We start from the raw sequence: 23,578 nt of genomic DNA on the forward strand, positions 1-23,578 counted from the left end.
GTGTCCGCAGCCCGACCCGCGACACGGCCGGTATTGAGGTCAGGTCAGGTCAGCAGCCGGTGCCCGTCGGGGTGAACTCCATGCGGACCGACCTGTCCGTGCCGACGGCCGCGTCGTAGGTCGTCCTGCCGACCCGGTACCAGACGTCGTCCCGTTTCGCGTCGCCGCCGAGGTTGTCCAGGCTCACGCACCACCGTTCCGGCCGGACGACGCGCGTGTAGGTCTCGGTGCCGCTGCGGACCTGCTTGCAGCTCTTGTACCGCTCGGTGGAGTACCAGGTGCGGGTGCGCCGCTTGGTGCCCGACCCGGAACGTGTCGTGTGCTTGACCCGGCGCGTGGCCGTGGTGCACTTCCTGGTCAGGTGCGGCCGCGTGGCCCGGGTGGTCTTCGCGGCAAGGTGGCGGACCTCGTCCCGAAGGCCGAAGACGCTCGCGTCCGTCGTGGTGGCCGGGTCCGGCCGGGACTCCCCGGCACCGCTCCCACTGCCCCGGTCGACGCCGACCGAGTGGTTCGTGCTCTCGTCGCGGACGTCACTCCCGCTGCCGCACGCGCCGAGGCCGGCTATCAGAACCGCCGCCACCGCGGCCGTCACAAGTCGCTTGAACATGTCTTCCTTTGCGATCAACGGCCCGCAGCATAACCGTGGTCGGCCGTCGTCCCGCCGTCAGTTCCGGCGACGAACCGGGATCTCCTTTCCTGCCTCCGCCCTTGGTCCGTGTTCCCGCAGCCGGTACCCGGTCAGCCGATCGGTCGCATCCTCGGCCGCTGGGGAACAACTGCCCCGGAGCCGCAGTTGATCACGGTATGACTTCCGACACACGCGAGGCATTCGGACGGATCGGCATCTGGAGCGGCGCTCTGCACGCGTCGCGGGTGGACGACGCGGGCAGGGCGGACATCGTCGAAGCCGTCACCGAACTCGAAGAACTGGGGTACGGCACGCTCTGGATGGGAGGAAGCCCGTCCCCCGAGGACGCGGCGGCGCTCGTCGCCGCCACCCGCACGGTCACCGTGGCCACCGGCATCCTGAGCATCTGGGAACACGGAGCCGAGGAGGTGGCGGCCCGTGTCGCGGCGATCGACGAGAGCGCGCGGGGGCGTTTCGTCCTCGGCCTGGGCGTCAGCCACGACAAGTTGGCACCGCAGTACGCGAAGCCGTACAGCGCGATGGTGGACTATCTCGACGCCCTCGACGAGGCGGCGCGGCCCGTGGACAGCGGACACCGGGTTCTCGCGGCCCTCGGCCCGAAGATGCTGCGGCTCGCGGCCGACCGGGCGCTGGGAGCCCACCCCTATCTCGTCACCGCCGAGCACACGGCGGAGGCGCGCGAGGCACTCGGCCCCGACGCCCTGCTCGCGCCCGAGTTGTCCGTCGTCCTCGACCCCGACCTCGACCGGGCCCGCACCACCGCACGGGGCATGCTGGAGGTGTACCTCCAACTGCCCAACTACACGAACAATCTGCTGCGTCTGGGCTTCACGGAGGGCGACTTCGAGGACGGAGGCAGCGCACGCCTCCTCGACGCGCTGTTCGCCCTGGGCGACGCCGAACGGGTGCGGGCCCGCGCCCAGGAGTACTTCGACGCCGGCGCCGACCACATCGCCTTCCAGTCGCTGACAGCGAGCGGGGGGCGCGCCGGCCTGCCCCGCGCGGCCTGGCGTGAGCTGGCCTCGGTCTTCGCCGACCGGCTCTAGGGCCTGTCCTCCGGACGCCGCTCCGGTACCGGTCGGACGGAGCGGCGTGGAGGGCCGGTGGCTGGGCCGAGCAGGGGTCCGTCGGTGTACGGCGCGCCGGCGTGACGGCAAGTCCGGCCGCCCGCAGGGGGTTTCGGGTGTCGGGCGGAGTTCGCTCCGCTCGGCCCCCGCACCCTCCTCAGGCGCTCCTGGTCGAGGCTCGGCACGGGCGCCCCGCCACCGCGCGCCGCCCTCGACCCGCTCATCGACCGCCTGTGGTGCGGCCGTCCCCCGGACAAGGCGGCGGCCTCACTGCGCGCCTACGTGTCGAACCTGCGGCGGGTCTCGAACAGAGCCGGACCCCCCGGACGCCGGCCGGTGTCCTGGTCAGCGCGCCGCCCGGATACGCGGTGCGGCCGCCGCAGGACGCGGTCGACGCCTGGCGCTTCGAGGAGGCCGTTCGGCGGGCGCGCACGGCCCCTCCGGCCGAGGCGCGGCGGCTGCTGGAGGAGGCGCTCGGCCGGTGGCGCGGGGCGGCCTACGGTGAGTGGGCGGACGACAACGGCGGGCGCACGTGCTTCTACCAGAACGAGATGCCGCGCGATCAAGCTCGGGCAGCTCGCCGAGCACCTGGTCCGGGTCGGCCTGTGGAACCGGGACCACGGGCTGCCGCTGCCGTCGGTACGGCTGACCGGTCACGGCGGCGGGCACGCCCCGCACCGGGACGTGCGGCTCACCGGCGACATGGCCGCCCTCATCCGTGAGGACCTGCGGGGCCGGATCGCCGGCCTGCTGCGGGACCGCGGTGGCGACGCCGACGCGGACGGGTTCCCTCTCTCCGCCGCGTCCGGTCTGCGCCGCGACGACGGGGTGACGCGCGGCCCCGGGGTCACCTTCGAGATCGACCGCTGGCAGACCATGGACGCCCCGGTGGACGCCGGTGTGCCGTGAGCCCCGTCCGGAGCGGTCGTCGCGGGCCGTGCCGGCGCCCGCCCCGGGTAGTGCGCGGGGACGATAGGGCCCGTTCACACTTACCTGCGGGCTCCGCGCCGGTCACCATAGGGAAGGCAGTTTGGCCATTTTTTGGCTGGATTCAGCCGATTTCCCAGGAGGGCTCATGGACGCCCCGACCGCGACGACGACCGATCCCGTCGCACAGGACGACGCGCAGGACGACCCGACCGACGCCACAGTTCATATTCTCTGGATCAACGCCGGGCTGAGCTGCGACGGGGACTCCGTGTCACTGACCGCCGCAACCCAGCCGAGCATCGAGGAGCTGGCACTCGGTGCCTTGCCGGGACTGCCCAAGGTGGCGGTGCACTGGCCGCTGATCGACTTCGAGTGCGGCCCCGTGGAGGGCGCCGACAATTTCGTCGAGTGGTTCTTCAAGGCCGACCGCGGAGAGCTGGAGCCCTTCGTGCTGGTCGTCGAGGGGTCCATCCCGAACGAACGGGTCAAGTCCGAGGGCTACTGGTGCGGCTTCGGCGACGACCCGGAGACGGGTCAGCCGATCACCACCAGTGAGTGGCTCGACCGGCTCACCCCGAAGGCGCTCGCCGTGGTGGCCATCGGGACCTGTGCGACGTACGGCGGGATCCACGCGATGGCCGGCAACCCGACCGGCGCGATGGGCGTGCCGGACTACCTGGGCTGGGAGTGGAAGTCGAAGGCGGGCATCCCCATCGTCTGCATCCCGGGCTGCCCGGTGCACCCGGACAACGCCTCGGAGACCCTGCTCTACCTGCTCTACCAGGCCGCGGGCGCGGCGCCCATGATCCCGCTGGACGAGGAGCTGCGGCCGACCTGGCTGTTCGGCGCCACGGTGCACGAGGGGTGCGACCGGGCCGGGTACTACGAGCAGGGACAGTTCGCCACCGAGTACGGCTCCCCGGAATGCCTGGTCAAGCTCGGCTGCTGGGGCCCCGTGGTCAAGTGCAACGTGCCCAAGCGCGGCTGGATCAACGGCGTGGGCGGCTGCCCGAACGTCGGCGGGATCTGCATCGCCTGCACCATGCCGGGCTTCCCCGACAAGTTCATGCCCTTCATGGACGAGCCGCCGGGAGGCCATGTGTCCGCGACGGCGAGCGGTATCTACGGCTCGGTCGTACGGCGGCTGCGGCACATCACCGAGAAGACCGTCGAGAAGGAACCCAAGTGGCGCGGGAAGGGCGAGAAGCTCACGACCGGCTACAAGGCCCCGTGGTGACCGCGGTCATCCGCTGAGCAGCACACCCGACAGGAAGGCGGCGCGGCACCATGGCGACGGCGACGAACAAGCCGGCCGGTGACGGCCTCACGGAGATGTCGTGGGACCCGATCACCCGCATCGTGGGCAGTCTCGGCATCCACACCAAGATCGATTTCAAGGCGAAGCGCGTCGCGGAGTGCTACAGCACCTCGTCCGTCTTCCGCGGGTACAGCGTGTTCATGCGCGGCAAGGACCCGCGCGACGCGCACTTCATCACCAGCCGGATCTGCGGCATCTGCGGCGACAACCACGCCACCTGCTCGGTGTACGCGCAGAACATGGCGTACGGGGTGGCGCCCCCGGCCCTCGGCGAGTGGATCATCAACCTCGGTGAGGCCGCGGAGTACATGTTCGACCACAACATCTTCCAGGAGAACCTGGTCGGCGTGGACTACTGCGAGCGGATGGTCCGCGAGACCAACCCCGGAGTGCTCGAACTCGCCGAACGCACCGAGGCCCCGCACGCGGCCGACCACGGCTACCGAACGATCGCCGACATCATGCGCTCGCTGAACCCGCTGGAGGGCGAGTTCTACCGCGAGGCCCTTCAGGTCAGCCGCTACACGCGGGAGATGTTCTGTCTGATGGAGGGCCGCCACGTGCACCCCTCCACGCTCTACCCGGGCGGGGTCGGCACGGTCGCGACCATCCAGCTCTTCACCGACTACCTGACCCGGCTCACCCGCTACGTGGAGTTCATGAAGCGGGTCGTCCCGCTCCACGACGACCTCTTCGACTTCTTCTACGAGGCGCTGCCCGGCTACGAGGAAGTGGGCAGACGCCGTGTCCTGCTGGGTTGTTGGGGCGCGCTGAACGACCCGGAGTACTGCGACTTCCAGTACGCCAACATGGAGAACTGGGGCCGGCGGATGTTCGTCACCCCGGGTGTCATCGTGGACGGCAAGCTGGTGACCAACAGCCTCGTCGACATCAACCTCGGCATCCGCATCCTGCTCGGCAGCTCGTACTACGAGGACTGGGCCGGCATGGAGAAGTTCGTCGAGCGGGACCCGCTGGGCAACCCCGTCGACGAGCGGCACCCGTGGAACCAGCACACCATCCCGGCGCCGCAGAAGCGCGACTTCGACGGCAAGTACAGCTGGGTGATGTCACCGCGCTGGTTCGACGGCAAGGACTATCTCGCGCTGGACACCGGCGGCGGCCCGATCGCCCGGCTGTGGTCCACCGCGCTGTCCGGACTCGTCGACATCGGCTACATCAAGTCGACCGGACACAGCGTGCAGATCAACCTGCCGCGCACCATGACCAAGCCGGAGATGGCCCTGGAGTGGACGATCCCGCAGTGGAGCAACGCCCTCGAACGCAACCGGGCCCGCACCTACTTCCAGGCGTACGCCGCCGCGGCCGCCCTCTACTTCGCCGAGCAGGCGATGGAGGAGATCCGCGCCGGACGCACCCAGACCTGGGAGAAGTTCGACGTGCCGGACGAGTCCATCGGCTGCGGCTTCACCGAGGCCGTGCGGGGCGTGCTGTCCCACCACATGGTGATCAGGGACGGCAAGATCGCCAACTACCACCCGTATCCGCCGACGCCGTGGAACGGCAGCGTGCGCGACAGCTACGGCACGCCGGGCCCGTACGAGGACGCGGTGCAGAACACCCCCATCTTCGAGGAGAACCCGCCCGAGACGTTCAAGGGCATCGACATCATGCGGGCCGTCCGCAGCTTCGACCCGTGTCTGCCGTGCGGCGTGCACATGTACGTCGGCGGTGGACGGACCGTCGAGGAGACGCACATGCCGACCGGGCTGAGCGGACTGGCGGTCTGACCTTCCTCAGGAGAGGTGCTTGCCGATGGCCGGACAGGAGACGGGTGAGCGGATCGAGACGCTGCTCGACGAACTGGCGCAGCAGGCGGGACCGGAGGCGCGCGAGACGGCGGACGAACTGGTGCGCTCTCTGGTGGAGTTCTACGGCGAGGGCCTGGCCCGTGCGGTACGGCTGCTGGGCGCCGCACCGCAGGGCGCGGACCCGCTGGCCGTGCTCACCGCCGACGAACTGGTCAGCGATCTGCTGATCCTGCACGACCTGCATCCCGAGGACACCGCGACCCGGGTGGGCCGGGCCCTCGACAAGGTCCGGCCCTATCTGGGCTCCCACGCGGGCGACGTCGAGGTGGCCGGGCTCGACCTGGAGGCGCAGGAGGGCCCGACGCTGCGGCTCAGACTGCGCGGCAGCTGCGACGGCTGCCCCTCCTCCACCCAGACCGTGCGCTGGACCATCGAGGAGGCGATCGCCCGGATCGCCCCCGAGGTTGCGCACATCGAGGTCGAGGGGGTGACCGAAGAGGAGGCGCAGCCGGCCCTCCTCCAGATCCTCCCGCACCGCCCGGACGACGCACCGGCCGGCGCGGGCCCGCCGGAGAACGCGGACGACCAGGCCCGCTGGTATGTGCTGGGTCCCGGCGCACTGCCGTCGGGGGAGCCGTCCACCGGTGTCACAGAGGTGTCCGGCCGGTCCCTGCTCCTCGTCCGGCTGCCGGGCCAGTTGTACGCCTACCGCGACCGCTGCCCGGTGTGTGCCACGAGCCTCGCGCCCGCGGTGCTCGACGGCGAGTCGCTGCGCTGCGCGGAGTGCGCCGCGACCTTCGACGTGCACCGGGCGGGACGGGGCGACCGGGCCCATCTGGAGCCCGTGCCCCTGCTGGAGGAGAACGGCGAGCTGCGGGTGGCGCTGCCCGGCGAGCTGCTGGGGGCGGGACCGTGACCGCCGACGTGCTGAAGCAGTTCACCCGGCGGCCGCCCCCGGCCGGTGAGCGCTGCGACCTGTGCGGTGAGCCGCTGCCGGCCGAGCACCGGCATCTTGTCGACACCACCCGGCGGTCCCTGAAGTGCTCCTGTCCGCCCTGCCATCTGCTGTTCACCCGGCCCGGCGCGGGACAGGGCCGCTTCCGGGCCGTGCCCGCCCGGTACCTCACCGATCCCGGCTTCGAGCTGGAGGAGGCGGACTGGAACCGGCTGCAGATCCCCGTCGCGCTCGCCTTCTTCTTCCGCAACTCCGACCTCGACCGGCTCGCGGCCTTCTACCCGAGTCCGGCGGGCGCCACCGAGAGCGAACTCGACCCGCGGACCTGGGACGCGGTCCTCGGGCGCAGCCGGCTCGCCGAGGTCCTCGAACCGGACGTGGAGGCTCTGCTGCTGCACCACGAGCGCGGCACTCCGGTGACCTGCACGCTCGTCCCGGTCGACGTCTGCTATGAGCTCGTCGGGCGGATGCGGCTGCACTGGAAGGGCTTCGACGGCGGCGCGGAGGCACGCGCGGACATCGCGGAGTTCTTCGAGCGGATCACTGCGGCGGCCCGGCCGTTGACATCGGACCGCACGGCGGCCACCGGCTCCGCGTCACCCGGCACGGCCGAGTCCGGGAGCACGGCCACGCACTCCGGGGGCACCCCGTGACCGATCTCCGCTTCACCTGCACCGGTGTGCGCCCCGAACCCTTCGGCGCCGGACCCACGCTGCTGTTCGGGCTGCGCATCGAGGAGGCCGACCACCAGCCGGTGCACGCCGTCGCGCTGCGCTGCCAGATCCGCATCGAACCGGCGGGGCGCGCGTACGACCCGGAGGAAGTCGGCATGCTGGGTGACCTGTTCGGTGAGCCGGACCGCTGGAGCAGCACGCTCAAGCCGCTCCAGTTCGCCCACACCTCCATCACCGTGCCGGGGTTCACCGGCGCGACGGAGGTCGATCTCCCGGTGCCGTGCACCTATGACACGGAGGTGGCCTCGGCCTCGTACTTCCGGGCGCTGTCCCGCGGCGAGATTCCGCTGCTGCTGCTCTTCTCCGGCACGGTGTTCACCGGCCGGGACGGCTTCCGGGCCGAGCCGGTGCCCTGGCACAAGGAGACCGCGTACCGGATGCCGGTGGACGTCTGGCGGAACATGATCGAGCAGTACTTCCCCAACTCGGGCTGGCTGCGCGTCCGGCTGGACGTACTGGACGCCCTGCGGCGCTACCGGTCCTCGCGGGCGCTGCCCTCCTGGGAGCGGGTCTTCGAGGAACTCCTCACGAGCACCGAGGCGAAGGGGGTCGAGTGAGATGAGGAACCCTCTGGAGTACGGCTTCGAGCAGGCCCGCGCGGTGGCGGACGCGGTGCTGTTCGAGGGGTACGTCCTCTATCCGTACCGCGCGTCGGCCGCGAAGAACCAACTGCGCTGGCAGTTCGGCGTTCTGGTGCCGCCGGCCTGGACCGCCACCACCGGGGAGCACGCCGTCCAGCGCACCGAGTGCCTGCTGGAGCCCCGCGACGGCGACCGGCTCCACGCCGAACTGCGCTTCCTGCACGTCCGGCGGCGCACGGTCGAACGTCTCGACCCGGACGGCGGCTACACCGAGGTACCCGAACTGGATTTGCCCGACCGGGTGTTGGTCCCCTGGGACGAAGGGCACGAAGAGCGTGTCCTGGTCCACGAGACGTTCGCCGAACTGACGGGTGATCAGGCCGTCCTCCACGCGGTGCGGTTCGACCTTCCCGCCGCCGTCGAGCACGAGCCGGTGACCGACGCCGAGGGCCGGACGGTGGGCCGGCTGGTACGGCACAGGCAGCGGCTGACCGGTGAACTGCGGCCACGGACGGATGAGTTGCCCGGGCCCTACCGGGTGCTGCGGCTGACGGTGAGCGTGCACAACACCACCGCAGCGGAGGAGGGGGCCGGTACCGACAGGGAGACGGCCCTCGCCCACAGCATGATCGGCGCCCATCTGCTCCTCGGTGTGCCCGGCGGACGGTTTCTCTCGCTGACCGACCCGCCCGAATGGGCCCGGCCGCTCGTCGCGAGCTGCTCGAACGACCACACCTGGCCGGTGCTCGCGGGACCGCCCGGCACCGAGGACGTCATGCTGTCCTCGCCGATCATCCTGGAGGACCACCCCGCCGTCGCCGACGAGAGCCCCGGCCCCCTCTACGACGCCACCGAGATCGACGAGATCCTCTCGCTGCGCACGGCCGCGCTCACCGACCGGGAGAAGCGCGAGGCCCGCGGCACGGACGCCCGGGCCGCGGAGGTCATCGACCTGGTCGACGACATGCCGGAAGCCGTCCGGGAGCGGCTGCACGGGGCGATCCGGGGCCTTCGCGACATCACCGGGGAAGACGCTCCGGGCGGGGCGCCGGCCGGTCCGGAGAGCGGGCTCAGCCTGCCGGAGGGCCCCGGCCACCCCTGGTGGGACCCGGCACGGGACCCCGACGGCCCGGAGGTACCGGCCGGTGTGGTCATCGACGGCGCGACCGTACGGGCCGGCAGCAGGGTCCGGCTCACACCCGGCGCCCGCCGCTCCGACGCCCAGGACTCCTTCCTCGTCGGCCGGCACGCCACCGTCGAGGCCGTGGTCGGCGACCTCGACGGCGAGACCCACCTCGCCGTCGTCGTGGACGACGACCCCGGTACAGACCTGCGGCGCGCCCAGGGCCGCTTCCTCTACTTCAAGCCCGACGAGGTGGTTCCTCTGAGGGACGGGCTCCAGGACGGGAAGGGGGCGGCGCCATGACCGGACCCGAGCACACGGAACCGGCCGGCGCGGCCGCGCCCGGCGGCACCGGGCGGGTGCTCGTGGCCGGGGTCGGCAACGTGTTCCTCCAGGACGACGGATTCGGCGTGGAGACCGTGCGGCGCCTCTCCGCCCGTATGCCCGAACTCCCGCCCTCCGTCGAACTGATGGACGTCGGCATTCGCGGGGTGCACCTCGCCTACCGCCTGCTGGAGGGCTACCGGACCCTCGTCCTGGTGGATCTCGTCGGCCGGGGCGGCACACCGGGCACGCTCTACACGATCGACGTCGGCCCTGAGCCCCCCACGGACCGGCCCGGACCGGGCCCGCTGGACACCCACGCGATGGACCCGGCCACCGTGCTGGCGCTGCTGCACGACCTGCACGCCGGAGCGGGCGGCACCCTTCCCGTCGAGGTGTACGTCATCGGCTGCGAACCCGGCGCGACGGACGAGGGCATGGGGCTGACGCCTCCGGTCGCCGCGGTCGTGGACGCCGCCGCCGACCTGGTGCTGGACCTGGTGCGCCGCGACAGCGCCGTACCCCAAGGAAGCTGACGACGATGGAGGCAGGCATGGAATGGACATGGGTCGGCGTGGCCGCGGGACTCGTGGTGGCCTACGGGGTCGCCAGGAACCTGTCGGACATCCGCCGCTACTTGCGCATGCGACGCATGTGATCCGGCGTGCGCGCGTGATCGGGCGGATCGCCGCCGGCGGCACCCGGGCCCCCGCCCCCGCGTCCCGGGCGACCGGCGACACCGTCGAGCTGCACGTACCGCTCCAGGAAGAGGTGCAGGGTGCCATGGAGATCGCCGAGGCGGACGAACCACAGGGCGAGGTTCATGGCGCCCTGCTGGGTGATCGCGTAGACCCGGCGGGCGGGCCCGCTCTCCGAGGCGTGCCAGTGCGAGGTGACCTCGCCGCTGCTCTCCATGCCCCGCAGCAGCCGGTACACATGGGCCGGGTCGGCCTCGGCACAGCCGAAGGCGCCCAGGCGCTGAACGAGCTCGTACCCATGGCCTTGGCGTTCGGCCAGCAGCAGGAGCAGCACCGGGGTCAGCAGCGCGCGTCGCTCGACCTCGTGGCCAGTCATCGTCTTCTCAGAGTAGCCAGCGGCGCGCTCACCACCCACCCGGGAGCGGCACGGGACGGAACGGTGGTCACAGGGGGTGACGGCTGTGCATGAGCTGTCGATCGCGGTGGCCGTCGTCGAGCAGGTCGAGGAGGCCGTGCGGGACCGGGGACGCGCGGTGGCGTCGCTGACCCTGCGGATCGGTGAACTCGCGGGGGTGGTGCCCGAGGCGCTGGACTTCGCGTTCGCCCTGGCCACGGAGGGGACAGCGCTGGCGGGCGCCGGGCTGCTGATCGACACTGTCGAAGGGCGCGGGCGCTGCGAGGCCTGCGGGCGCGAGGCGCCGACCGGGATGCCGCCGATGCTCTGGTGCGCCGCCTGCGGGGCGACGCTGACCCTGCTCGGCGGCCGGGAACTGGAGATCGTCCGGGTGGTCCTCGCCGACGGACCGCCGGGCGCGGAGAGCGCGGAGGACGGGCCACGGGCCGCGGCGGCCGGGCTGCCGACACGCGACGAGGAGGCGGGCCATGTGCCGCACCGTTGATCTGCATCAGGCCGTGCTGGCGAGGAACGACGAGAACGCGCTGGCCCTGCGGGGCTATCTGGGTGACCGCGGCACGGTGGCGGTCAATCTGCTCTCCAGCCCGGGCAGCGGCAAGACGGCCCTGCTCGAACAGCTGCTGGAGCGGGCGGTGGCGGCCGGCACTCCGGCCGCGGCCGTGACCGCCGACCTGGCGACGGAGAACGACGCGACCCGGCTGGCCCGGTCGGGCGCCCCGGTCCAGCAGATCCTCACCGACGGGCTGTGCCACCTGGAGGCGGGCATGCTCCGGCGGCGGCTGGAGGGCTGGCTGCCGGACGGGACGCGGCTGCTGTTCGTCGAGAACGTCGGCAACCTCGTCTGCCCCGCCTCGTACGACCTCGGCGAGACGCTGCGCATCGCGCTCGCGTCGGTGACCGAGGGCGAGGACAAGCCGGTGAAGTACCCGACGGCCTTCGGCCTCGCGCAGCTGGTGGTGATCACCAAGACGGACATCGCGGACGCCGTCGGCTTCGACCGGGAGGCGTTCCTGCGCGGTGTCGAGCAGGTCAACCCCGGAGTTCCGGTCCTGGAGACCTCGGCCCGCACCGGCGAGGGGGTGGACGCCCTGCTGGCCCACGTCCTGCGCGCCGCTGACGGCGAGGAGGCGCACGTCCCCGTCCTGGCCCGGCAGCACGAGCGGTACCTGCACAGTCACGACCACGGCGACGGACCCGGCCGGCACGCCCACGACGGCGACGGCGACGGCGACGGCGACGGCGACGGCCACGATCACGGCGGCGGGCAGGGACCCGCCTCCGGCGGCGACCATCGGCACGACCGAGCGCCCGGGACCGCCCCGGCCCGGGCCGAGGCACGGGGGAACGCGCCGTGACGGGGACTCCGGGACGCGAACGCCGGCACGTCACCGTCACGGGGGTCGTGCAGGGCGTGGGCTTCCGGCCGTTCGTCTACACCCTCGCGGAGGAGCACGGCCTGTCCGGCTGGGTCACCAACAACACGGGCGGTGTCGAGGCCGAGGTGGAGGGCCCGGCGGCCGCCGTGGCCGCGTTCTGCGCCCTGATCGGCACCAGGCCGCCGCCGCTCGCGGTGGTCGAGTCCGTCGAGGAGCGTGCCGTCCCCCTGGAGAACGACGGCTCGCTGTTCACCATCCGCCCCTCCTCCGGCGGCCCGGGCCGCACGCTGGTCTCCCCCGACACCGCCACCTGCGACGCCTGTATGAGCGAGCTGGCCGACCCCGCAGACCGGCGCTACCGGCACCCGTTCATCACCTGCACGCACTGCGGCCCCCGCTTCACCGTCGTCACGTCGCTGCCGTACGACCGGGACCGCACCACCATGGCGGACTTCCCGATGTGCGCGGACTGCGCCCGTGAGTACGCCGACCCGGCCGACCGGCGCTTCCACGCCCAGCCCATCGCCTGCCCCGCCTGCGGTCCCCGGCTCACGCTGCGCACGGGGCCGGGCGACCTCCGCGCACCGCGCGACGCCGAGGCGCTGGCCGAGGCCCGCCGGCTGCTGTCCGAGGGTGCCGTGGTGGCGGTGAAGGGGATCGGCGGCTACCACCTGGCGTGCGACGCGTCCGATCCCGCGGCCGTCCGTGCCCTGCGCAAGCGCAAGAACCGGGGCGGCAAGCCGTTCGCGGTGCTCGCCGACTCCCCGGAGACCGTGCGGCGCCTCGCCCACCTCGGCCCCGTCGAGGAGGAACTGCTGCTCGGGCCGCGCAAGCCGGTGGTCCTGCTGCGGCGGCGGGACGCCGCCTCCGACGCCGTCGCGGCGGGGGTCGCGCCCGGCAGCCCCGACCTCGGCTTCCTGCTCCCGTACACGCCGGTGCACCGGCTGCTGCTCGGTCTGCCCGGTGATCCGCCGGGCCCCACCGTCCTCGTCATGACCAGCGGGAACCGCGCGGGCGAGCCCATCGTGACCGACGACGAGGAGGCGCTGATCCGGCTGGCCGGGCTGGCCGACGCCTGGCTCACGCACGACCGCCCGATCCACGTGCCCTGCGACGACTCGGTGGTCCGGGTCTGCGCGGGCGCCGAGCTGCCGGTGCGCCGGTCGCGCGGCTACGCCCCCTTCCCGGTCGCGCTGCCCGTCCCGGTGCTGCCGGCGCTGGCCGTGGGCGGCGACCTGAAGAACACCTTCTGCGCCGGGGACGGCCGCTACGCCTGGCTGTCCGCGCACGTCGGGGACATGGACGACCTCGCCACCCTGACCGCCTTCGAACGGGCCACCGGACACCTCACGGACCTCACCGCGGTCGCACCGCGCCTGCTGGTCGCCGACCGGCATCCCGGCTACCGCTCGGCCCGGTGGGCGGTCCGCGCCGCCGAGGCACGCGGGCTGCCGCTGCGCCGGGTGCAGCACCACCACGCCCATGTCGCCTCCTGCATGGCCGAACACGGTCTCGACGGCTCGGCGCCGGTGATCGGCGTGGCCTTCGACGGGACGGGATACGGGGACGACGGCGCGGTGTGGGGCGGTGAGGTGCTGCTCGCCGACTACGACGGATACCGGCGGTTCGCCCATCTGGGGTACGTCCCGCTGCCGGGCGGCGACGCGGCCGTGCGCAACCCGTACCGGATGGCGCTGTCCCATCTGCGGGCGGCCGGCCTGCCCTGGACGGACACGCTGCCGTGCGCCGCCGCCGCGACACCCGAGGAGCGCCGGCTGCTCGAACGGCAGCTGGAGCGGGAGCTCAACTCTGTGCCCACCTCCAGCATGGGACGCCTGTTCGACGCGGTGTCCTCGCTCGCGGGGATCCGCCACCGGGTCGAGTACGAGGCGCAGGCCGCCATGGAGCTGGAGAACGCGGCGCTGGGCGACCTGAGCGGCCCGCTGGCCGACGACGAGCGCGACGACGCGTACCGGTTCATCCTGAGAACGGGCCGCCAGGACCCCGCGGCGCCCGTGATCGCCGATCCGGGACCGGTCCTGGCCGCCGCCGCGGCGGACGTCCACGACGGCGTCGCGGCCGGGCCGGTGGCCCGCCGGTTCCACCGGGCGGTGGTCGCCCTGGTTCAGGAGGTGTGCGCGGTGGCACGAGACCGCACCGGAATCCGCACGGTGGCCCTCAGCGGCGGGGTGTTCTGCAACGCCCTGCTCACCGAGGGCTGCGGCACCGTCCTCGAACGGGACGGCTTCACCGTGCTGCGGCACCGCAGGGTTCCCCCCAACGACGGCGGTCTTGCCCTCGGGCAGCTGATCGTCGCCGCCCGAGCACAGGACTAGCGAGGAGCGCGTCATGTGTCTGGCCGTACCCGGCCGAGTGCTGGAGATCGAGGAACGCGACGCGACGCGGATGGCCAAGGTGGACTTCGGCGGTGTCGTCAAGGACGTGTGTCTGGAGTACGTGCCGGACATGCAGGTCGGGGACTACGCCATCGTCCATGTCGGGTTCGCCCTGCAGCGGCTGGACGAGGAGTCGGCGAAGCAGACCCTGGAACTGTTCGAGAACCTCGGAGTGCTGGAGGAGGAGTTCGGCGACGCGTGGGGCAAGGCGGCCCGCGACGCCGGCGCCGAACGCCCCGCCGGAACCGGACTGCCGCCCACGGACGGCGTCGAGAAGGAGGCGCGGCCATGAAGTACTTGGACGAGTTCAGCGACCCGGTCCTCGCCAAACGGCTCTTCGACGACATCAGGGCGATCACCACGCGGCCCTGGGCGCTCATGGAGGTCTGCGGCGGTCAGACGCACTCGATCATCCGCCACGGCATCGACCAGCTCCTGCCCGAGGAGATCGAGCTGATCCACGGACCGGGCTGCCCGGTCTGCGTGACCCCGCTGGAGATCATCGACAAGGCCCTGGAGATCGCCGCCCGGCCCGACGTGATCTTCTGCTCGTTCGGCGACATGCTGCGCGTGCCGGGCAGCGGACGCGACCTGTTCAAGGTCAAGAGCGAGGGCGCGGACGTACGCGTCGTCTACTCGCCGCTGGACGCCCTGAAGATCGCCCAGGAGAACCCGGAACGCCAGGTCGTGTTCTTCGGCATCGGCTTCGAGACGACCGCGCCGCCCAACGCGATGACCGTCTACCAGGCCAAGAAGCTGGGCATCACCAACTTCAGCCTGCTGGTCTCGCACGTCCGGGTACCGCCGGCCATCGACGCGATCATGCGCTCGCCGGACTGCCGGGTCCAGGGCTTCCTCGCCGCCGGGCACGTCTGCACGGTGATGGGCATGGCCGAATACCCCGAACTCGCCGAGGAGCACCGGGTGCCCATCGTGGTGACCGGGTTCGAGCCGCTCGACATCCTGGAGGGCATCCGGCGCGCGGTACGGCAGCTGGAGGCGGGTGAGCACACCGTGGAGAACGCCTATCCGCGGGCGGTGCAGGCCGACGGCAGTCCCGCGGCCAAGGCCATGCTGGCGGACGTGTTCGAGGTGACCGACCGAGCCTGGCGCGGGATCGGCATGATCCCGGTGAGCGGCTGGCGACTCTCGCCCAAGTACCGCGAGTACGACGCCGAGCACCGCTTCTCGGTGACCGGCATCGACACGCAGGAGTCGACCGTCTGCCGGAGCGGCGAGGTGCTCCAAGGGCTCATCAAGCCGCACGAGTGCGCCGCGTTCGGCAAGGAGTGCACCCCGCGCAACCCGCTGGGCGCGACGATGGTCTCCAGTGAGGGCGCGTGTGCCGCGTACTACCTGTACCGGCGGCTGGAGACCCGGGGCAAGGAGGCGAGTTCCGTTGGCTGACTCCGCGTCGGCTCCGGTCGACTTCTCGTCCTGGACCTGTCCCGCGCCGCTGCGCGACCACGACAGGATCATCATGGGGCACGGCGGGGGCGGCACACTCTCCGCCGAACTCGTGGAGCACCTGTTCGCCCCCGCCTTCGGAGGTGACGTGCTCGCCGAACTCGGCGACTCGGCGCACCTGGACGTGGGCGGCGCCCGGCTCGCCTTCTCCACCGACTCCTTCGTCGTGCGGCCGTTGTTCTTCCCCGGCGGGAGCATCGGGGACCTGGCCGTGAACGGCACGGTCAACGACCTGGCCATGGCGGGCGCCGTACCCGCCTATCTGTCCTGCGGGTTCATCCTCGAAGAGGGCGTCGAGCTGTCCGTCGTGGGCCGGGTGGCCGAGGCCCTGGGCGAGGCCGCCCGCACCGCGGGCGTCGTGGTCGCCACCGGCGACACCAAGGTGGTCGACGCGGGGCACGGCGACGGCATCTTCATCAACACCGCCGGGATCGGCCTGATCCCGGACGGCGTCGACATCCGCCCGCAGCGTGCGGCACCAGGCGACGTGGTCCTGGTCAGTGGGCCGATCGGGGTGCACGGCGTGGCCATCATGAGTGTGCGGGAGGGGCTGGAGTTCGGTGTCGAGATCCAGAGCGACACCGCCTCGCTGGCCGGACTCGTCGCGGACATGCTGGCCGCCTGCCGTGACCTCCATGTGCTGCGCGACCCGACCCGGGGCGGCCTGGCCACCTCCCTGAACGAGATCGCCACGGCGGCGGGTGTCGGCATCGCGCTCGACGAGCGGTCGCTGCCGATCCCGGAAACGGTCGCCAACGCCTGTGCCTTCCTCGGTCTCGACCCGATGTACGTGGCCAACGAGGGCAAGCTGGTGGCGTTCGTGCCGCCCGAGCACGCCGACGCCGTCCTCGCGGCGATGCGCGCGCATCCGCTGGGCAAGGAGTCCGTGGTGATCGGCCACTGCGTTCCCGAGCACCCCGGCATGGTCGTCGCGGCCACCGGTCTGGGCGGCACCCGCGTGGTCGACATGCCGCTCGGCGAGCAACTGCCCCGCATCTGCTGACCGGGCAGGCGGACTCCCCCGCCGCCGTCCCACGCCCGGACCGACCAACCACAACCCCGCACACCCTGGCCGGCCCCGGTGACGACCCGCATCCCGCGGGCGCCACCGGGGCCGGTTCCGGTGTCCCGCGGGTGCAACCTCGTCGCAACGTCTCGGATGGTCCGCTGGTCCGTGCCCCGCTCCGGCGGTCGCCCGACACGCGGCCCCGCACCCCGCGGAAGAGCCGTGAGAGCCGAGCCGTGACACCCGACGGGAAGTACCGATGGACGACCACGACAACGACGCCGACGAGGTCGCGCGCGTGGGGCTGACCCGCGCGGCCGCCGACCTGCTGCGGCGGCTGCACGGCCTGCACGGGCCCCTGATGTTCCACCAGTCGGGCGGCTGCTGCGACGGCAGCGCGCCCATGTGCTACCCGGCCGGCGAGTTCCGCACCGGAGGCTCCGACGTGCTGCTGGCCGAGCTGGAGGTCGAGGGCGTCGAGGAGCCGGTGACGTTCTGGATGTCGAAGAGCCAGTACGAGCTGTGGCGCCACACGGTCCTCACCGTCGACGTCGTGCCGGGCCGGGGCAGCGGCTTCTCCCTCGAAGCACCCGAAGGAGTGCGTTTTCTGATCCGTTCCCGGGTCGTCGGCCGCTAGCCACCGGCCCGGACACCCTCCTCTGGTGCAATCCCCCTGAGTCCTGGGAAAGTTGACGAGACATCAGGGGGCACAGTGACGCGTCGCGACGGACGGATCAGATCGGCACTGACGGTCTTCACGGCATGCGGAGCGCTGGCCGGTGCCGCCCTGGTGGGGGCGGCACCGGCCAGCGGGGCGGAGGACACCGGGACCATCGCGCCCGGCGTCGAGTACAGCCAGCTGGACATCCCCGCCGCGAAGGGCGTGGCACACGCGCACGTCCTGACCGTCGATCTGCGCAATCCACATGTGCGGGTCGACCTGCTGTACCCCGGCGCCGTGGCGTCCCGGGAGCCCGTGTCCCGGCTGGCCGGCGGCCAGGGGGCCGTCGCCGGCGTCAACGGTGACTTCTTCAACATCGAGGAGTCCCAGCACCCGGGTGTCGAGGCCACGGGTGCGACCGTGGGGCCGGCGATCGCGAGCGGTCACGCGCTCAAGGCGGCGGTTCCGGACGGCCAGCGGTTCGGGCCCGCGCTGCCGCCCGGCACGCACACCGTGGACGTGTTCGGGGTGGGCGTCGACCGACGGGCGCGGCTGGACGGCCTGGACCTCGACGGATCCGTCCGCAGCGAGGACGGCAGCTGGCCGCTCGGCGGGTTCAACCAGTACGCGCTCCCGGTCGGTTCCGTCGGCGCGTTCACCTCGGACTGGGGCGGCGTCTCCCGGGTGCGCGCCACCTGCGGGACCGACACCGAGCGCGCGGCGCCGTGCAGCACCGACACGTACGAGGTGACGGTCCGGGGCGGGCGGGTCGCGTCCGTCGCCGACACGCCGGGCGGTGGCGGCATCGCGCCGGGCACCACGGTCCTGGTGGGCCGTGAGACGGGCGCCCGGCTGCTGCGGACGCTGTCGGTCGGCGAGCGCGTCCTCGTGCGGCACAGGCTGGTTGCCGGGTCGTCCCGGGTGCCGTACCGCTTCGCGGTGGGCGGCTATCCGATGATGACCGACGGCGTGCCCCTGCCGGGCCTGGACGACAGGACCTCGGCCGTACGGACAGCCGTGGGCTTCTCCGACCACGGGCACCGGCTGCAGCTCCTCGCCCTGGACGGCGCCCCGGAGTTCCGCAGCGGACTCACCATCGCCGAAGTGACCGCGGCGATGGGGCGGTTGGGGTCGCAGGACGCCTTCAGTCTGGACGGCGGCGGGTCCACGACGATGGTCGCCCGGCAGGCGGGCTCCGATGCGGTCAGCGTCCTCAACCACCCGACCGGCGGCGCGGAGCGCCCCGTGCCGAACGGCATCGGGGTGTTCTCCCGCCCGTGAGGCACCGTCACGTCCACGACTCCGGGGCGGGCCGCCAGGGCACGCCCCGGAGCGTCACGGGGTGAGACTGCCGACGATGTCCGCGGTGGCGGTGAGTCCGCTGTGGATCGTCGGCGCCATGCTCGTGCTGGCCAGCAGGAACCCCAGCAGGGCGCAGACCAGGGCGTGGGAGACCTTCAGCCCGTTGCGCAGGAAGATCACCGCCAGCACCAGGAGCAGCAGCACCGCAGAGATGGAAATGGCCATCGTCAACCTCCTCCGCCACGTCCGCTTCGCGGCGTTCGGCCGCAAGTGTGGCCCAGCGGGGAGTTCGTCCGGGCGGCTGACGTGTCCGCCGAACGAGTGATGTTCTACGTACGGTCGTGGGCGTCCAGGAACTCCTGGAGACCGCCCAGGTCATCGGTGTTGAGGTAGTCGACGTCGGCGGCGAGGAGTTCGCGCCACAGGGCGTCGCGTGTCGGGCCCGCCACGTCGGGCGTCGCCCAGAACCTGACCTTCTGCCGGTGCCGGTGAGCGGTGGCCATGATGGTGCGCAGCTTCGCCCGTTCGGCGTCCGGGAAGGGTCCCGCGCCCAGCCAGCTGAAGTTGAGCGTCCAGTTGTCGCTGATCAGCGGGACGAAGGAGGCGGGCGCGGCGCTGCCGAGGTCGGTGAGCCGGCCGTCGTAGAAGGCGTGCCGGACGGTCTGCGCCTCCATGGGGGCCCGGGCAGCGCGGTCCCCGGAGATCACGGCGGTGACGGGTCCGGGCCGCACCCGGCCGTGCGCGTACGTCGTGAACAGGTGCCGGTACCGGCGCAGATGGCGGTCGAGTTCGAGGTAGGTGGAGGAGCCCTCGGTCTTGATGTCGACGAGGAGCTGCAGCGGGGTGCGGTGCCCCCGGTAGACCGAGCCGTGCTGCGCGCGGACGCGGGCGGCCAGCGGGGCGAGGTAGAGGGATTCGAGGGTGCGGGTGGGGTCGAGGTCCACCGGGTCGTGGGCCACGAGGAGTTGGTCGCCGACGAGGTAGATGTCGGCCTCGACGCTGCCGAAGCGGTGGTCGAGGGCGTCGAGAAGCGGGCGCGGGTGGTCGTAGTCGTTGTGGGCGTGGGCGCGCCACAGGGGGTGGGTGCGGGGCTTCGCGTCGGCGGCCAGGGCCCGCGACGCGGGCAGCGCGACCGAGGTCGCGAGGGCGGCGCCGAGGGCGCCGAGGGCTCTGCGGCGGGTGGTGAGGGCCATGCTCTGCCTCCCTTGAGGGGTGCCGTACGGGACCTCAGGGAGTATGCGGTCCGGCAGAGGTCAGGAAACCCTGCCGTTGCGGGAGTTGGCCGGACTGCCGCGGGGCGTTCACTTCACCGGATCCGGGCGTTCCGCGGCGTACCGCGCCTTCGGTGACGCCTCGTCAGCAGTCCCGGCCGGTTCCCTCGTACGGGGGCGGGCCCACGGGAAAGGCCCGCCCCGAGCGGGGCGGGCCTTTCCGGACTGCTCCCGGGTTCCTCCCGGGGGCCGGTACCTGTTCGGGTCAGGGGGCCTGGAGGTCCACCAGTTCCGCCAGCGCCTCGCGATGCGCGCCCGCAGTGCCGTACGCGATCGAGTCGGCCTTGGCGCGTTTCAGGTACAGGTGCGCCGGGTGCTCCCACGTCATGCCGATACCGCCGTGCAACTGGAGAGCCTCCTCCGCCGCGTGGACGGCGGCCGGTGCCGCGTACGCCTGGGCGACGGCCACCGCGACGTCGCTGTCGGTGCTGCCGGTGGCCAGCGCGTCGGCGGCGTTCCGGGCCGCCGCACGGGTGTTGACGACCTCCAGCCACACCTGGGCCAGCCGGTGCTTGACCGCCTGGAAGCCGCCCACCGGCCGGTTGAACTGCTTGCGTTCCTTGAGGTAGCGAACCGTTTCCGTCAACGACCACTCGGCGAGGCCGAGTTGCTCGGAGGCGAGCAGTCCGGCACCGGCCCGCAGCGCGCGGCGAACAGCGCTCGGCGCGTCGTCGGTGAGCAGCCGTGCGGGCGCTCCGTCGAGCGAGATCCGGGCGAGCGGCCTGGTCGGGTCGAGGCAGACCTGCGGGGTGACCGTGACGGCGGCCGCGTCGACGGCGTAGAGCCCGCCGTCGTCGGCCGGCACGAGCAGGACGTGGGCGGCGGCCGCGTCCGCGATGCCCGTCAACTCGCCGTGCAGCGAGCCGTCTTCCAGCCGGGCGGTCCGATGGGCGGCGCCGGGTCCGACGGCGAGCGGGACGGCGAGGGCGCCCACCGTACGGCCGGAGGCGAGCGCGGCGAGCAGCTCGGCGGCGTTCGCTCCCGTGCAGCCCAGCAGGGCCTCGGTGGCGACGACGGCGCTCGTCAGGTAGGGGACGGGCGCGACCGCGCGGCCCAGTTCCTCCAGGACCACGGCGGCCTCACGGTGCGTTGCGCCCTGGCCCCCCTGCCCCTCGGGCACCAGGAGCCCGGCGAGGCCCATGCCGTCGGCGAGGGCCTTCCACAGCTCGGGGTCGTGCGGGGTGGCGGACTCGCCGCGGGTAATGACGTCGGCCGCGGCGCAGCGGTCGGTGAGGAGGTCGCGCACGGCGGCGCGCAGCGCCTCTTCCTCCTCCGTGTAGAGCAGATCGGGCTCGGTGCTCACCTGGCTCATCGGGCGAGGTCCTTCCATGCGACGTCCTTGTCGGTGCGCGGCTCGGACGGCAGGCCGAGGACGCGTTCGGCGACGATGTTCAGCAGGACCTCGCTGGTCCCGCCCTCGATGCTGTTGCCCTTGGAGCGGAGGTAGCGGTACCCGGCGTCCCGGCCGGTGAAGTCGACCAGTTCCGGCCGGCGCATCGTCCAGTCCTCGTACAAGAGGCCTTCCTCGCCGAGGAGTTCGACCTCCAGGCCGCTGATCTCCTGGTTGAGGCGGGCGAAGCCGAGCTTCATGCCGGAGCCCTCGTGACCGGGCTGGCCCTGGGCGAGCTGCTGGCGCAGACGTTCGCCGGAGAGCCGGGCGACCTCGGCCTCGACCCACAGCTTCAGGAGGCGCTGGTGCGTGTCGTGGGTGCGCAGTTCGGGCCGCTCGCGCCAGGTCTTCGCGACCGGGCCGATCATGCCGCCCTCGCGCGGGATGCGCATGCCGCCGATGGAAACGCGCTCGTTCATCAGCGTGGTCTGCGCGACCCGCCAGCCGTCGCCGACCTCGCCGAGACGGTGTGCGTCGGGGATACGGACATCGGTGAGGAAGACCTCGTTGAACTCCGCCTCGCCGGTGATCTGGCGCAGCGGCCGCACCTCGACGCCGGGGTCGCTCATGTCGCAGATGAAGTAGGTGATGCCCCGGTGCTTGGGCACGTCCGGGTCGGTGCGGGCGATGAGGATGGCCCAGCGGGCGAGGTGGGCGCTGGACGTCCACACCTTCTGTCCGTTGATCACCCAGTCGCCGCCGCCCTCCGGCGCGTCACCGTCGGCGCGGACGGCGCGGGTGCCGAGCGCGGCGAGGTCCGAGCCGGCGCCGGGCTCGCTGAAGAGCTGGCACCACACCTCCTCGCCGATCCACAGGGGGCGCAGGAAGCGCCGCTTCTGCTCCTCCGTGCCGAAGCCGAGGATCGTCGGCGCGGCCATGCCGAGGCCGATACCGATGCGCCGGGGATCGTTGTCGGGCGCGTCCGCGGCGGCCAGTTCGGCGTCCACCACGGCTTGGAGGCGGCGCGGTGCGCCGAGTCCGCCGAGTCCCTGCGGGTAGTGCACCCAGGCGAGTCCGGCGTCGAAGCGTGCCGCGAGGAAGTCGAGACGATCGGTTTCGGCGGGCGGGTGCGCGGCCAGCAACTCCTGGGTGCGGCGGCGCAGTTCGGCTGCGTCGGTCATGCGGCGGCTCCGTTCTCCAGTGCGGGCACCACGGCGATCCGCCCGGTGGTGACCCCGTCGGCGACCCGCTGCACGGCGGCCGCGGCACCGCTCAGCGGTACCCGCTCGCTCACCAGCGGCTTGATCGCGCCGCGCGTGGCCAGCTCGGTGAGCTGTTCGTGGCAGTGCTGGACGAGCTTCGGGTTCTTGGTGTTGTAGAGGCCCCAGTGCAGGCCGAGGATCGCGTAGTTCTTCACGAGGGCGTGGTTGAGGGCCGCGCTCGGGATGGTGCCGCTCGCGAAGCCGACGACCACGATCCGGCCCTCGAAGGCGACGACCTTCGTGGACTGGGTGTAGGCGTCGCCGCCGACCGGGTCGTAGATCACGTCCGCGCCGCGTCCGCCGGTGGCCTCCTTGACCGCGCCGATGACGTCCTCGGCGCGCCGGTCGATGACGACGTCACAGCCCAGTTCGCGCGCCACGGCGACCTTGTCGGCACCGCCGACGACGCCGATGACGGTCGCGCCTGCCGCCTTGCCGAGTTGTACGGCCGCGCTGCCGACGCCGCCGGCGGCGGCGTGCACGAGCAGCGTCTCGCCGGCTTCGAGACGGGCGCGGCGGTGCAGGCCGAACCAGCCCGTCTGGTAGCCGATGTGCAGGGCGGCGGCCTCGGCGTCGTCCAGGGCGTCGGGGGCCGGCAGCAGGGCCGCGGCGTCCGCGACCGCGTACTCGGCGAATCCGCCGTACGGCAGGACGGGGTTGGCGATCACCCGGCGTCCGTCCTCGGTCTCGCCGCAGATCTCCACGCCGGGCGTGAACGGCAGCGGCGGCCTGACCTGGTACTGGCCGCGGCACAGCAGCGCGTCCGGGAAGTTGATGTTGGCGGCGCGGACCGTGAGCAGGACCTGGCCGTCACCGGGCGTCGGCCGGTCCACCTCCTGGAGGCGCATCGCCTCCGCGGGCTCGCCGTTCTGGTGCACTTGCCATGCCTGCATGCGGGGCCTCCAGGGGACTGCGTCGTCTGACCGGGGTCGATCGCATAC

The 23,578-nt window shown here is 72.5% G+C and carries 25 protein-coding genes and 1 pseudogene; 19 read left to right on the forward strand and 7 right to left on the reverse strand.

Annotated features, from left to right (window positions below):
* Window positions 1-49: 49 nt before the first annotated feature.
* Window positions 50-607 carry a hypothetical protein gene (locus ACIRQH_RS17565; RefSeq protein WP_388870602.1) on the reverse strand — a complete coding sequence of 186 codons (558 nt, stop codon included), beginning with the start codon at window positions 605-607 and terminating at the stop codon, window positions 50-52.
* A 197-nt stretch (window positions 608-804) separates the two neighbouring features.
* Between ACIRQH_RS17565 and ACIRQH_RS17570 the strand changes: the two genes are divergently transcribed.
* From ACIRQH_RS17570 to ACIRQH_RS17620, 11 genes and pseudogenes are all read left to right on the forward strand, one after another.
* Window positions 805-1,695 (forward strand): TIGR03620 family F420-dependent LLM class oxidoreductase, encoded by an 891-nt coding sequence (locus ACIRQH_RS17570; protein WP_358816757.1) that lies wholly within the window; start codon window positions 805-807, stop codon window positions 1,693-1,695.
* 389 nt (window positions 1,696-2,084) lie between these two features.
* Window positions 2,085-2,171 (forward strand): annotated as a pseudogene (locus ACIRQH_RS17575) (hypothetical protein); the annotation flags it as partial.
* A 46-nt stretch (window positions 2,172-2,217) separates the two neighbouring features.
* Complete coding sequence (locus ACIRQH_RS17580) at window positions 2,218-2,625, forward strand: hypothetical protein (RefSeq protein WP_404226588.1); 408 nt, start codon at window positions 2,218-2,220, stop codon at window positions 2,623-2,625.
* 166 nt (window positions 2,626-2,791) lie between these two features.
* On the forward strand, window positions 2,792-3,883 hold the full coding sequence (locus ACIRQH_RS17585) for a hydrogenase expression protein HypE (RefSeq protein WP_404226496.1): 1,092 nt from the start codon (window positions 2,792-2,794) through the stop codon (window positions 3,881-3,883).
* Window positions 3,884-3,933: 50 nt separating this feature from the next.
* On the forward strand, window positions 3,934-5,715 hold the full coding sequence (locus ACIRQH_RS17590) for a nickel-dependent hydrogenase large subunit (RefSeq protein ID WP_388870611.1): 1,782 nt from the start codon (window positions 3,934-3,936) through the stop codon (window positions 5,713-5,715).
* Between the two features lie 25 nt (window positions 5,716-5,740).
* Window positions 5,741-6,652 (forward strand): NifU family protein, encoded by a 912-nt coding sequence (locus tag ACIRQH_RS17595; protein WP_388870614.1) that lies wholly within the window; start codon window positions 5,741-5,743, stop codon window positions 6,650-6,652.
* Complete coding sequence (locus ACIRQH_RS17600; protein WP_358816762.1) at window positions 6,649-7,344, forward strand: DUF5947 family protein; 696 nt, start codon at window positions 6,649-6,651, stop codon at window positions 7,342-7,344. The genes ACIRQH_RS17595 and ACIRQH_RS17600 overlap by 4 nt, the downstream gene beginning before the upstream one ends.
* The gene (locus tag ACIRQH_RS17605; RefSeq protein ID WP_358816763.1) at window positions 7,341-7,982 is read left to right on the forward strand and encodes a DUF6084 family protein; all 642 of its coding nucleotides are present in this window, start codon (window positions 7,341-7,343) and stop codon (window positions 7,980-7,982) included. The genes ACIRQH_RS17600 and ACIRQH_RS17605 overlap by 4 nt, the downstream gene beginning before the upstream one ends.
* Before the next feature lies 1 nt (window position 7,983).
* On the forward strand, window positions 7,984-9,432 hold the full coding sequence (locus ACIRQH_RS17610) for a hypothetical protein (protein ID WP_404226499.1): 1,449 nt from the start codon (window positions 7,984-7,986) through the stop codon (window positions 9,430-9,432).
* Entirely contained in the window at window positions 9,429-9,989 is a 561-nt protein-coding gene (locus ACIRQH_RS17615) for a hydrogenase maturation protease (protein ID WP_404226500.1), read from the forward strand. The genes ACIRQH_RS17610 and ACIRQH_RS17615 overlap by 4 nt, the downstream gene beginning before the upstream one ends.
* 17 nt (window positions 9,990-10,006) lie before the next feature.
* Window positions 10,007-10,111, forward strand: coding sequence for a DUF6893 family small protein (locus tag ACIRQH_RS17620; RefSeq protein WP_385241307.1), 105 nt, complete (start codon window positions 10,007-10,009; stop codon window positions 10,109-10,111).
* Here the strand turns inward: ACIRQH_RS17620 and ACIRQH_RS17625 are convergent.
* Window positions 10,087-10,527, reverse strand: coding sequence for a helix-turn-helix transcriptional regulator (locus tag ACIRQH_RS17625; protein ID WP_358816766.1), 441 nt, complete (start codon window positions 10,525-10,527; stop codon window positions 10,087-10,089). The genes ACIRQH_RS17620 and ACIRQH_RS17625 overlap by 25 nt on opposite strands.
* A gap of 76 nt (window positions 10,528-10,603) precedes the next feature.
* Here ACIRQH_RS17625 and ACIRQH_RS17630 point away from each other — a divergent pair, with 76 nt between their 5' ends.
* From ACIRQH_RS17630 to ACIRQH_RS17665, 8 genes are all read left to right on the forward strand, one after another.
* Window positions 10,604-11,050: a hydrogenase maturation nickel metallochaperone HypA gene (locus tag ACIRQH_RS17630; RefSeq protein ID WP_358816767.1), complete on the forward strand. Its 447-nt coding sequence runs from the start codon at window positions 10,604-10,606 to the stop codon at window positions 11,048-11,050.
* Window positions 11,034-11,921, forward strand: a complete 888-nt coding sequence (hypB, locus tag ACIRQH_RS17635) for a hydrogenase nickel incorporation protein HypB (RefSeq protein WP_404226501.1) — start codon at window positions 11,034-11,036, stop codon at window positions 11,919-11,921. Before ACIRQH_RS17630 ends, hypB begins: the two co-directional genes overlap by 17 nt.
* Complete coding sequence (hypF, locus tag ACIRQH_RS17640) at window positions 11,918-14,278, forward strand: carbamoyltransferase HypF (protein WP_388870628.1); 2,361 nt, start codon at window positions 11,918-11,920, stop codon at window positions 14,276-14,278. Before hypB ends, hypF begins: the two co-directional genes overlap by 4 nt.
* 13 nt (window positions 14,279-14,291) lie before the next feature.
* Window positions 14,292-14,630: a HypC/HybG/HupF family hydrogenase formation chaperone gene (locus tag ACIRQH_RS17645; RefSeq protein WP_358816770.1), complete on the forward strand. Its 339-nt coding sequence runs from the start codon at window positions 14,292-14,294 to the stop codon at window positions 14,628-14,630.
* Entirely contained in the window at window positions 14,627-15,745 is a 1,119-nt protein-coding gene (gene hypD / locus ACIRQH_RS17650; protein ID WP_388870631.1) for a hydrogenase formation protein HypD, read from the forward strand. The genes ACIRQH_RS17645 and hypD overlap by 4 nt, the downstream gene beginning before the upstream one ends.
* Window positions 15,738-16,808, forward strand: coding sequence for a hydrogenase expression/formation protein HypE (hypE, locus tag ACIRQH_RS17655; RefSeq protein ID WP_358816772.1), 1,071 nt, complete (start codon window positions 15,738-15,740; stop codon window positions 16,806-16,808). The genes hypD and hypE overlap by 8 nt, the downstream gene beginning before the upstream one ends.
* A gap of 262 nt (window positions 16,809-17,070) precedes the next feature.
* On the forward strand, window positions 17,071-17,448 hold the full coding sequence (locus ACIRQH_RS17660; protein WP_358816773.1) for a DUF779 domain-containing protein: 378 nt from the start codon (window positions 17,071-17,073) through the stop codon (window positions 17,446-17,448).
* Window positions 17,449-17,523: 75 nt separating this feature from the next.
* Window positions 17,524-18,753 (forward strand): phosphodiester glycosidase family protein, encoded by a 1,230-nt coding sequence (locus ACIRQH_RS17665; RefSeq protein ID WP_404226503.1) that lies wholly within the window; start codon window positions 17,524-17,526, stop codon window positions 18,751-18,753.
* 54 nt (window positions 18,754-18,807) lie between these two features.
* Here ACIRQH_RS17665 and ACIRQH_RS17670 read toward each other — a convergent pair whose 3' ends face one another.
* The 5 genes from ACIRQH_RS17670 to ACIRQH_RS17690 form a co-directional block, all read right to left on the reverse strand.
* Window positions 18,808-18,999 (reverse strand): hypothetical protein, encoded by a 192-nt coding sequence (locus ACIRQH_RS17670; RefSeq protein ID WP_355866964.1) that lies wholly within the window; start codon window positions 18,997-18,999, stop codon window positions 18,808-18,810.
* A 104-nt stretch (window positions 19,000-19,103) separates the two neighbouring features.
* Complete coding sequence (locus ACIRQH_RS17675) at window positions 19,104-19,967, reverse strand: phosphatidylinositol-specific phospholipase C/glycerophosphodiester phosphodiesterase family protein (protein WP_404226505.1); 864 nt, start codon at window positions 19,965-19,967, stop codon at window positions 19,104-19,106.
* A 283-nt stretch (window positions 19,968-20,250) separates the two neighbouring features.
* Window positions 20,251-21,357, reverse strand: coding sequence for an acyl-CoA dehydrogenase family protein (locus tag ACIRQH_RS17680; protein ID WP_404226506.1), 1,107 nt, complete (start codon window positions 21,355-21,357; stop codon window positions 20,251-20,253).
* Window positions 21,354-22,556, reverse strand: coding sequence for an acyl-CoA dehydrogenase family protein (locus tag ACIRQH_RS17685; protein ID WP_358816776.1), 1,203 nt, complete (start codon window positions 22,554-22,556; stop codon window positions 21,354-21,356). The genes ACIRQH_RS17680 and ACIRQH_RS17685 overlap by 4 nt, the downstream gene beginning before the upstream one ends.
* On the reverse strand, window positions 22,553-23,530 hold the full coding sequence (locus ACIRQH_RS17690) for an NADPH:quinone oxidoreductase family protein (protein WP_388882300.1): 978 nt from the start codon (window positions 23,528-23,530) through the stop codon (window positions 22,553-22,555). The genes ACIRQH_RS17685 and ACIRQH_RS17690 overlap by 4 nt, the downstream gene beginning before the upstream one ends.
* Between the last annotated feature and the right edge of the window lie 48 nt (window positions 23,531-23,578).

The sequence above is a fragment of the Streptomyces sp. NPDC102279 genome (genome assembly GCF_044766365.1).
Lineage (GTDB): Bacteria > Actinomycetota > Actinomycetes > Streptomycetales > Streptomycetaceae > Streptomyces.

Excerpts from the sequence above, each read along its gene's own strand:
- ACIRQH_RS17565 (WP_388870602.1), bottom strand. The coding sequence starts at position 607 with ATGTTCAAGCGACTTGTGACGGCCGCGGTGGCGGCGGTTCTGATAGCC.
- ACIRQH_RS17570 (WP_358816757.1), top strand. The coding sequence starts at position 805 with ATGACTTCCGACACACGCGAGGCATTCGGACGGATCGGCATCTGGAGC.
- ACIRQH_RS17585 (WP_404226496.1), top strand. The coding sequence starts at position 2,792 with ATGGACGCCCCGACCGCGACGACGACCGATCCCGTCGCACAGGACGAC.
- ACIRQH_RS17590 (WP_388870611.1), top strand. The coding sequence starts at position 3,934 with ATGGCGACGGCGACGAACAAGCCGGCCGGTGACGGCCTCACGGAGATG.
- ACIRQH_RS17595 (WP_388870614.1), top strand. The coding sequence starts at position 5,741 with ATGGCCGGACAGGAGACGGGTGAGCGGATCGAGACGCTGCTCGACGAA.
- ACIRQH_RS17610 (WP_404226499.1), top strand. The coding sequence starts at position 7,984 with ATGAGGAACCCTCTGGAGTACGGCTTCGAGCAGGCCCGCGCGGTGGCG.
- ACIRQH_RS17615 (WP_404226500.1), top strand. The coding sequence starts at position 9,429 with ATGACCGGACCCGAGCACACGGAACCGGCCGGCGCGGCCGCGCCCGGC.
- ACIRQH_RS17620 (WP_385241307.1), top strand. The coding sequence starts at position 10,007 with ATGGAATGGACATGGGTCGGCGTGGCCGCGGGACTCGTGGTGGCCTAC.
- ACIRQH_RS17625 (WP_358816766.1), bottom strand. The coding sequence starts at position 10,527 with ATGACTGGCCACGAGGTCGAGCGACGCGCGCTGCTGACCCCGGTGCTG.
- hypB (WP_404226501.1), top strand. The coding sequence starts at position 11,034 with ATGTGCCGCACCGTTGATCTGCATCAGGCCGTGCTGGCGAGGAACGAC.
- ACIRQH_RS17645 (WP_358816770.1), top strand. The coding sequence starts at position 14,292 with ATGTGTCTGGCCGTACCCGGCCGAGTGCTGGAGATCGAGGAACGCGAC.
- hypD (WP_388870631.1), top strand. The coding sequence starts at position 14,627 with ATGAAGTACTTGGACGAGTTCAGCGACCCGGTCCTCGCCAAACGGCTC.
- ACIRQH_RS17660 (WP_358816773.1), top strand. The coding sequence starts at position 17,071 with ATGGACGACCACGACAACGACGCCGACGAGGTCGCGCGCGTGGGGCTG.
- ACIRQH_RS17670 (WP_355866964.1), bottom strand. The coding sequence starts at position 18,999 with ATGGCCATTTCCATCTCTGCGGTGCTGCTGCTCCTGGTGCTGGCGGTG.
- ACIRQH_RS17675 (WP_404226505.1), bottom strand. The coding sequence starts at position 19,967 with ATGGCCCTCACCACCCGCCGCAGAGCCCTCGGCGCCCTCGGCGCCGCC.
- ACIRQH_RS17680 (WP_404226506.1), bottom strand. The coding sequence starts at position 21,357 with ATGAGCCAGGTGAGCACCGAGCCCGATCTGCTCTACACGGAGGAGGAA.
- ACIRQH_RS17685 (WP_358816776.1), bottom strand. The coding sequence starts at position 22,556 with ATGACCGACGCAGCCGAACTGCGCCGCCGCACCCAGGAGTTGCTGGCC.
- ACIRQH_RS17690 (WP_388882300.1), bottom strand. The coding sequence starts at position 23,530 with ATGCAGGCATGGCAAGTGCACCAGAACGGCGAGCCCGCGGAGGCGATG.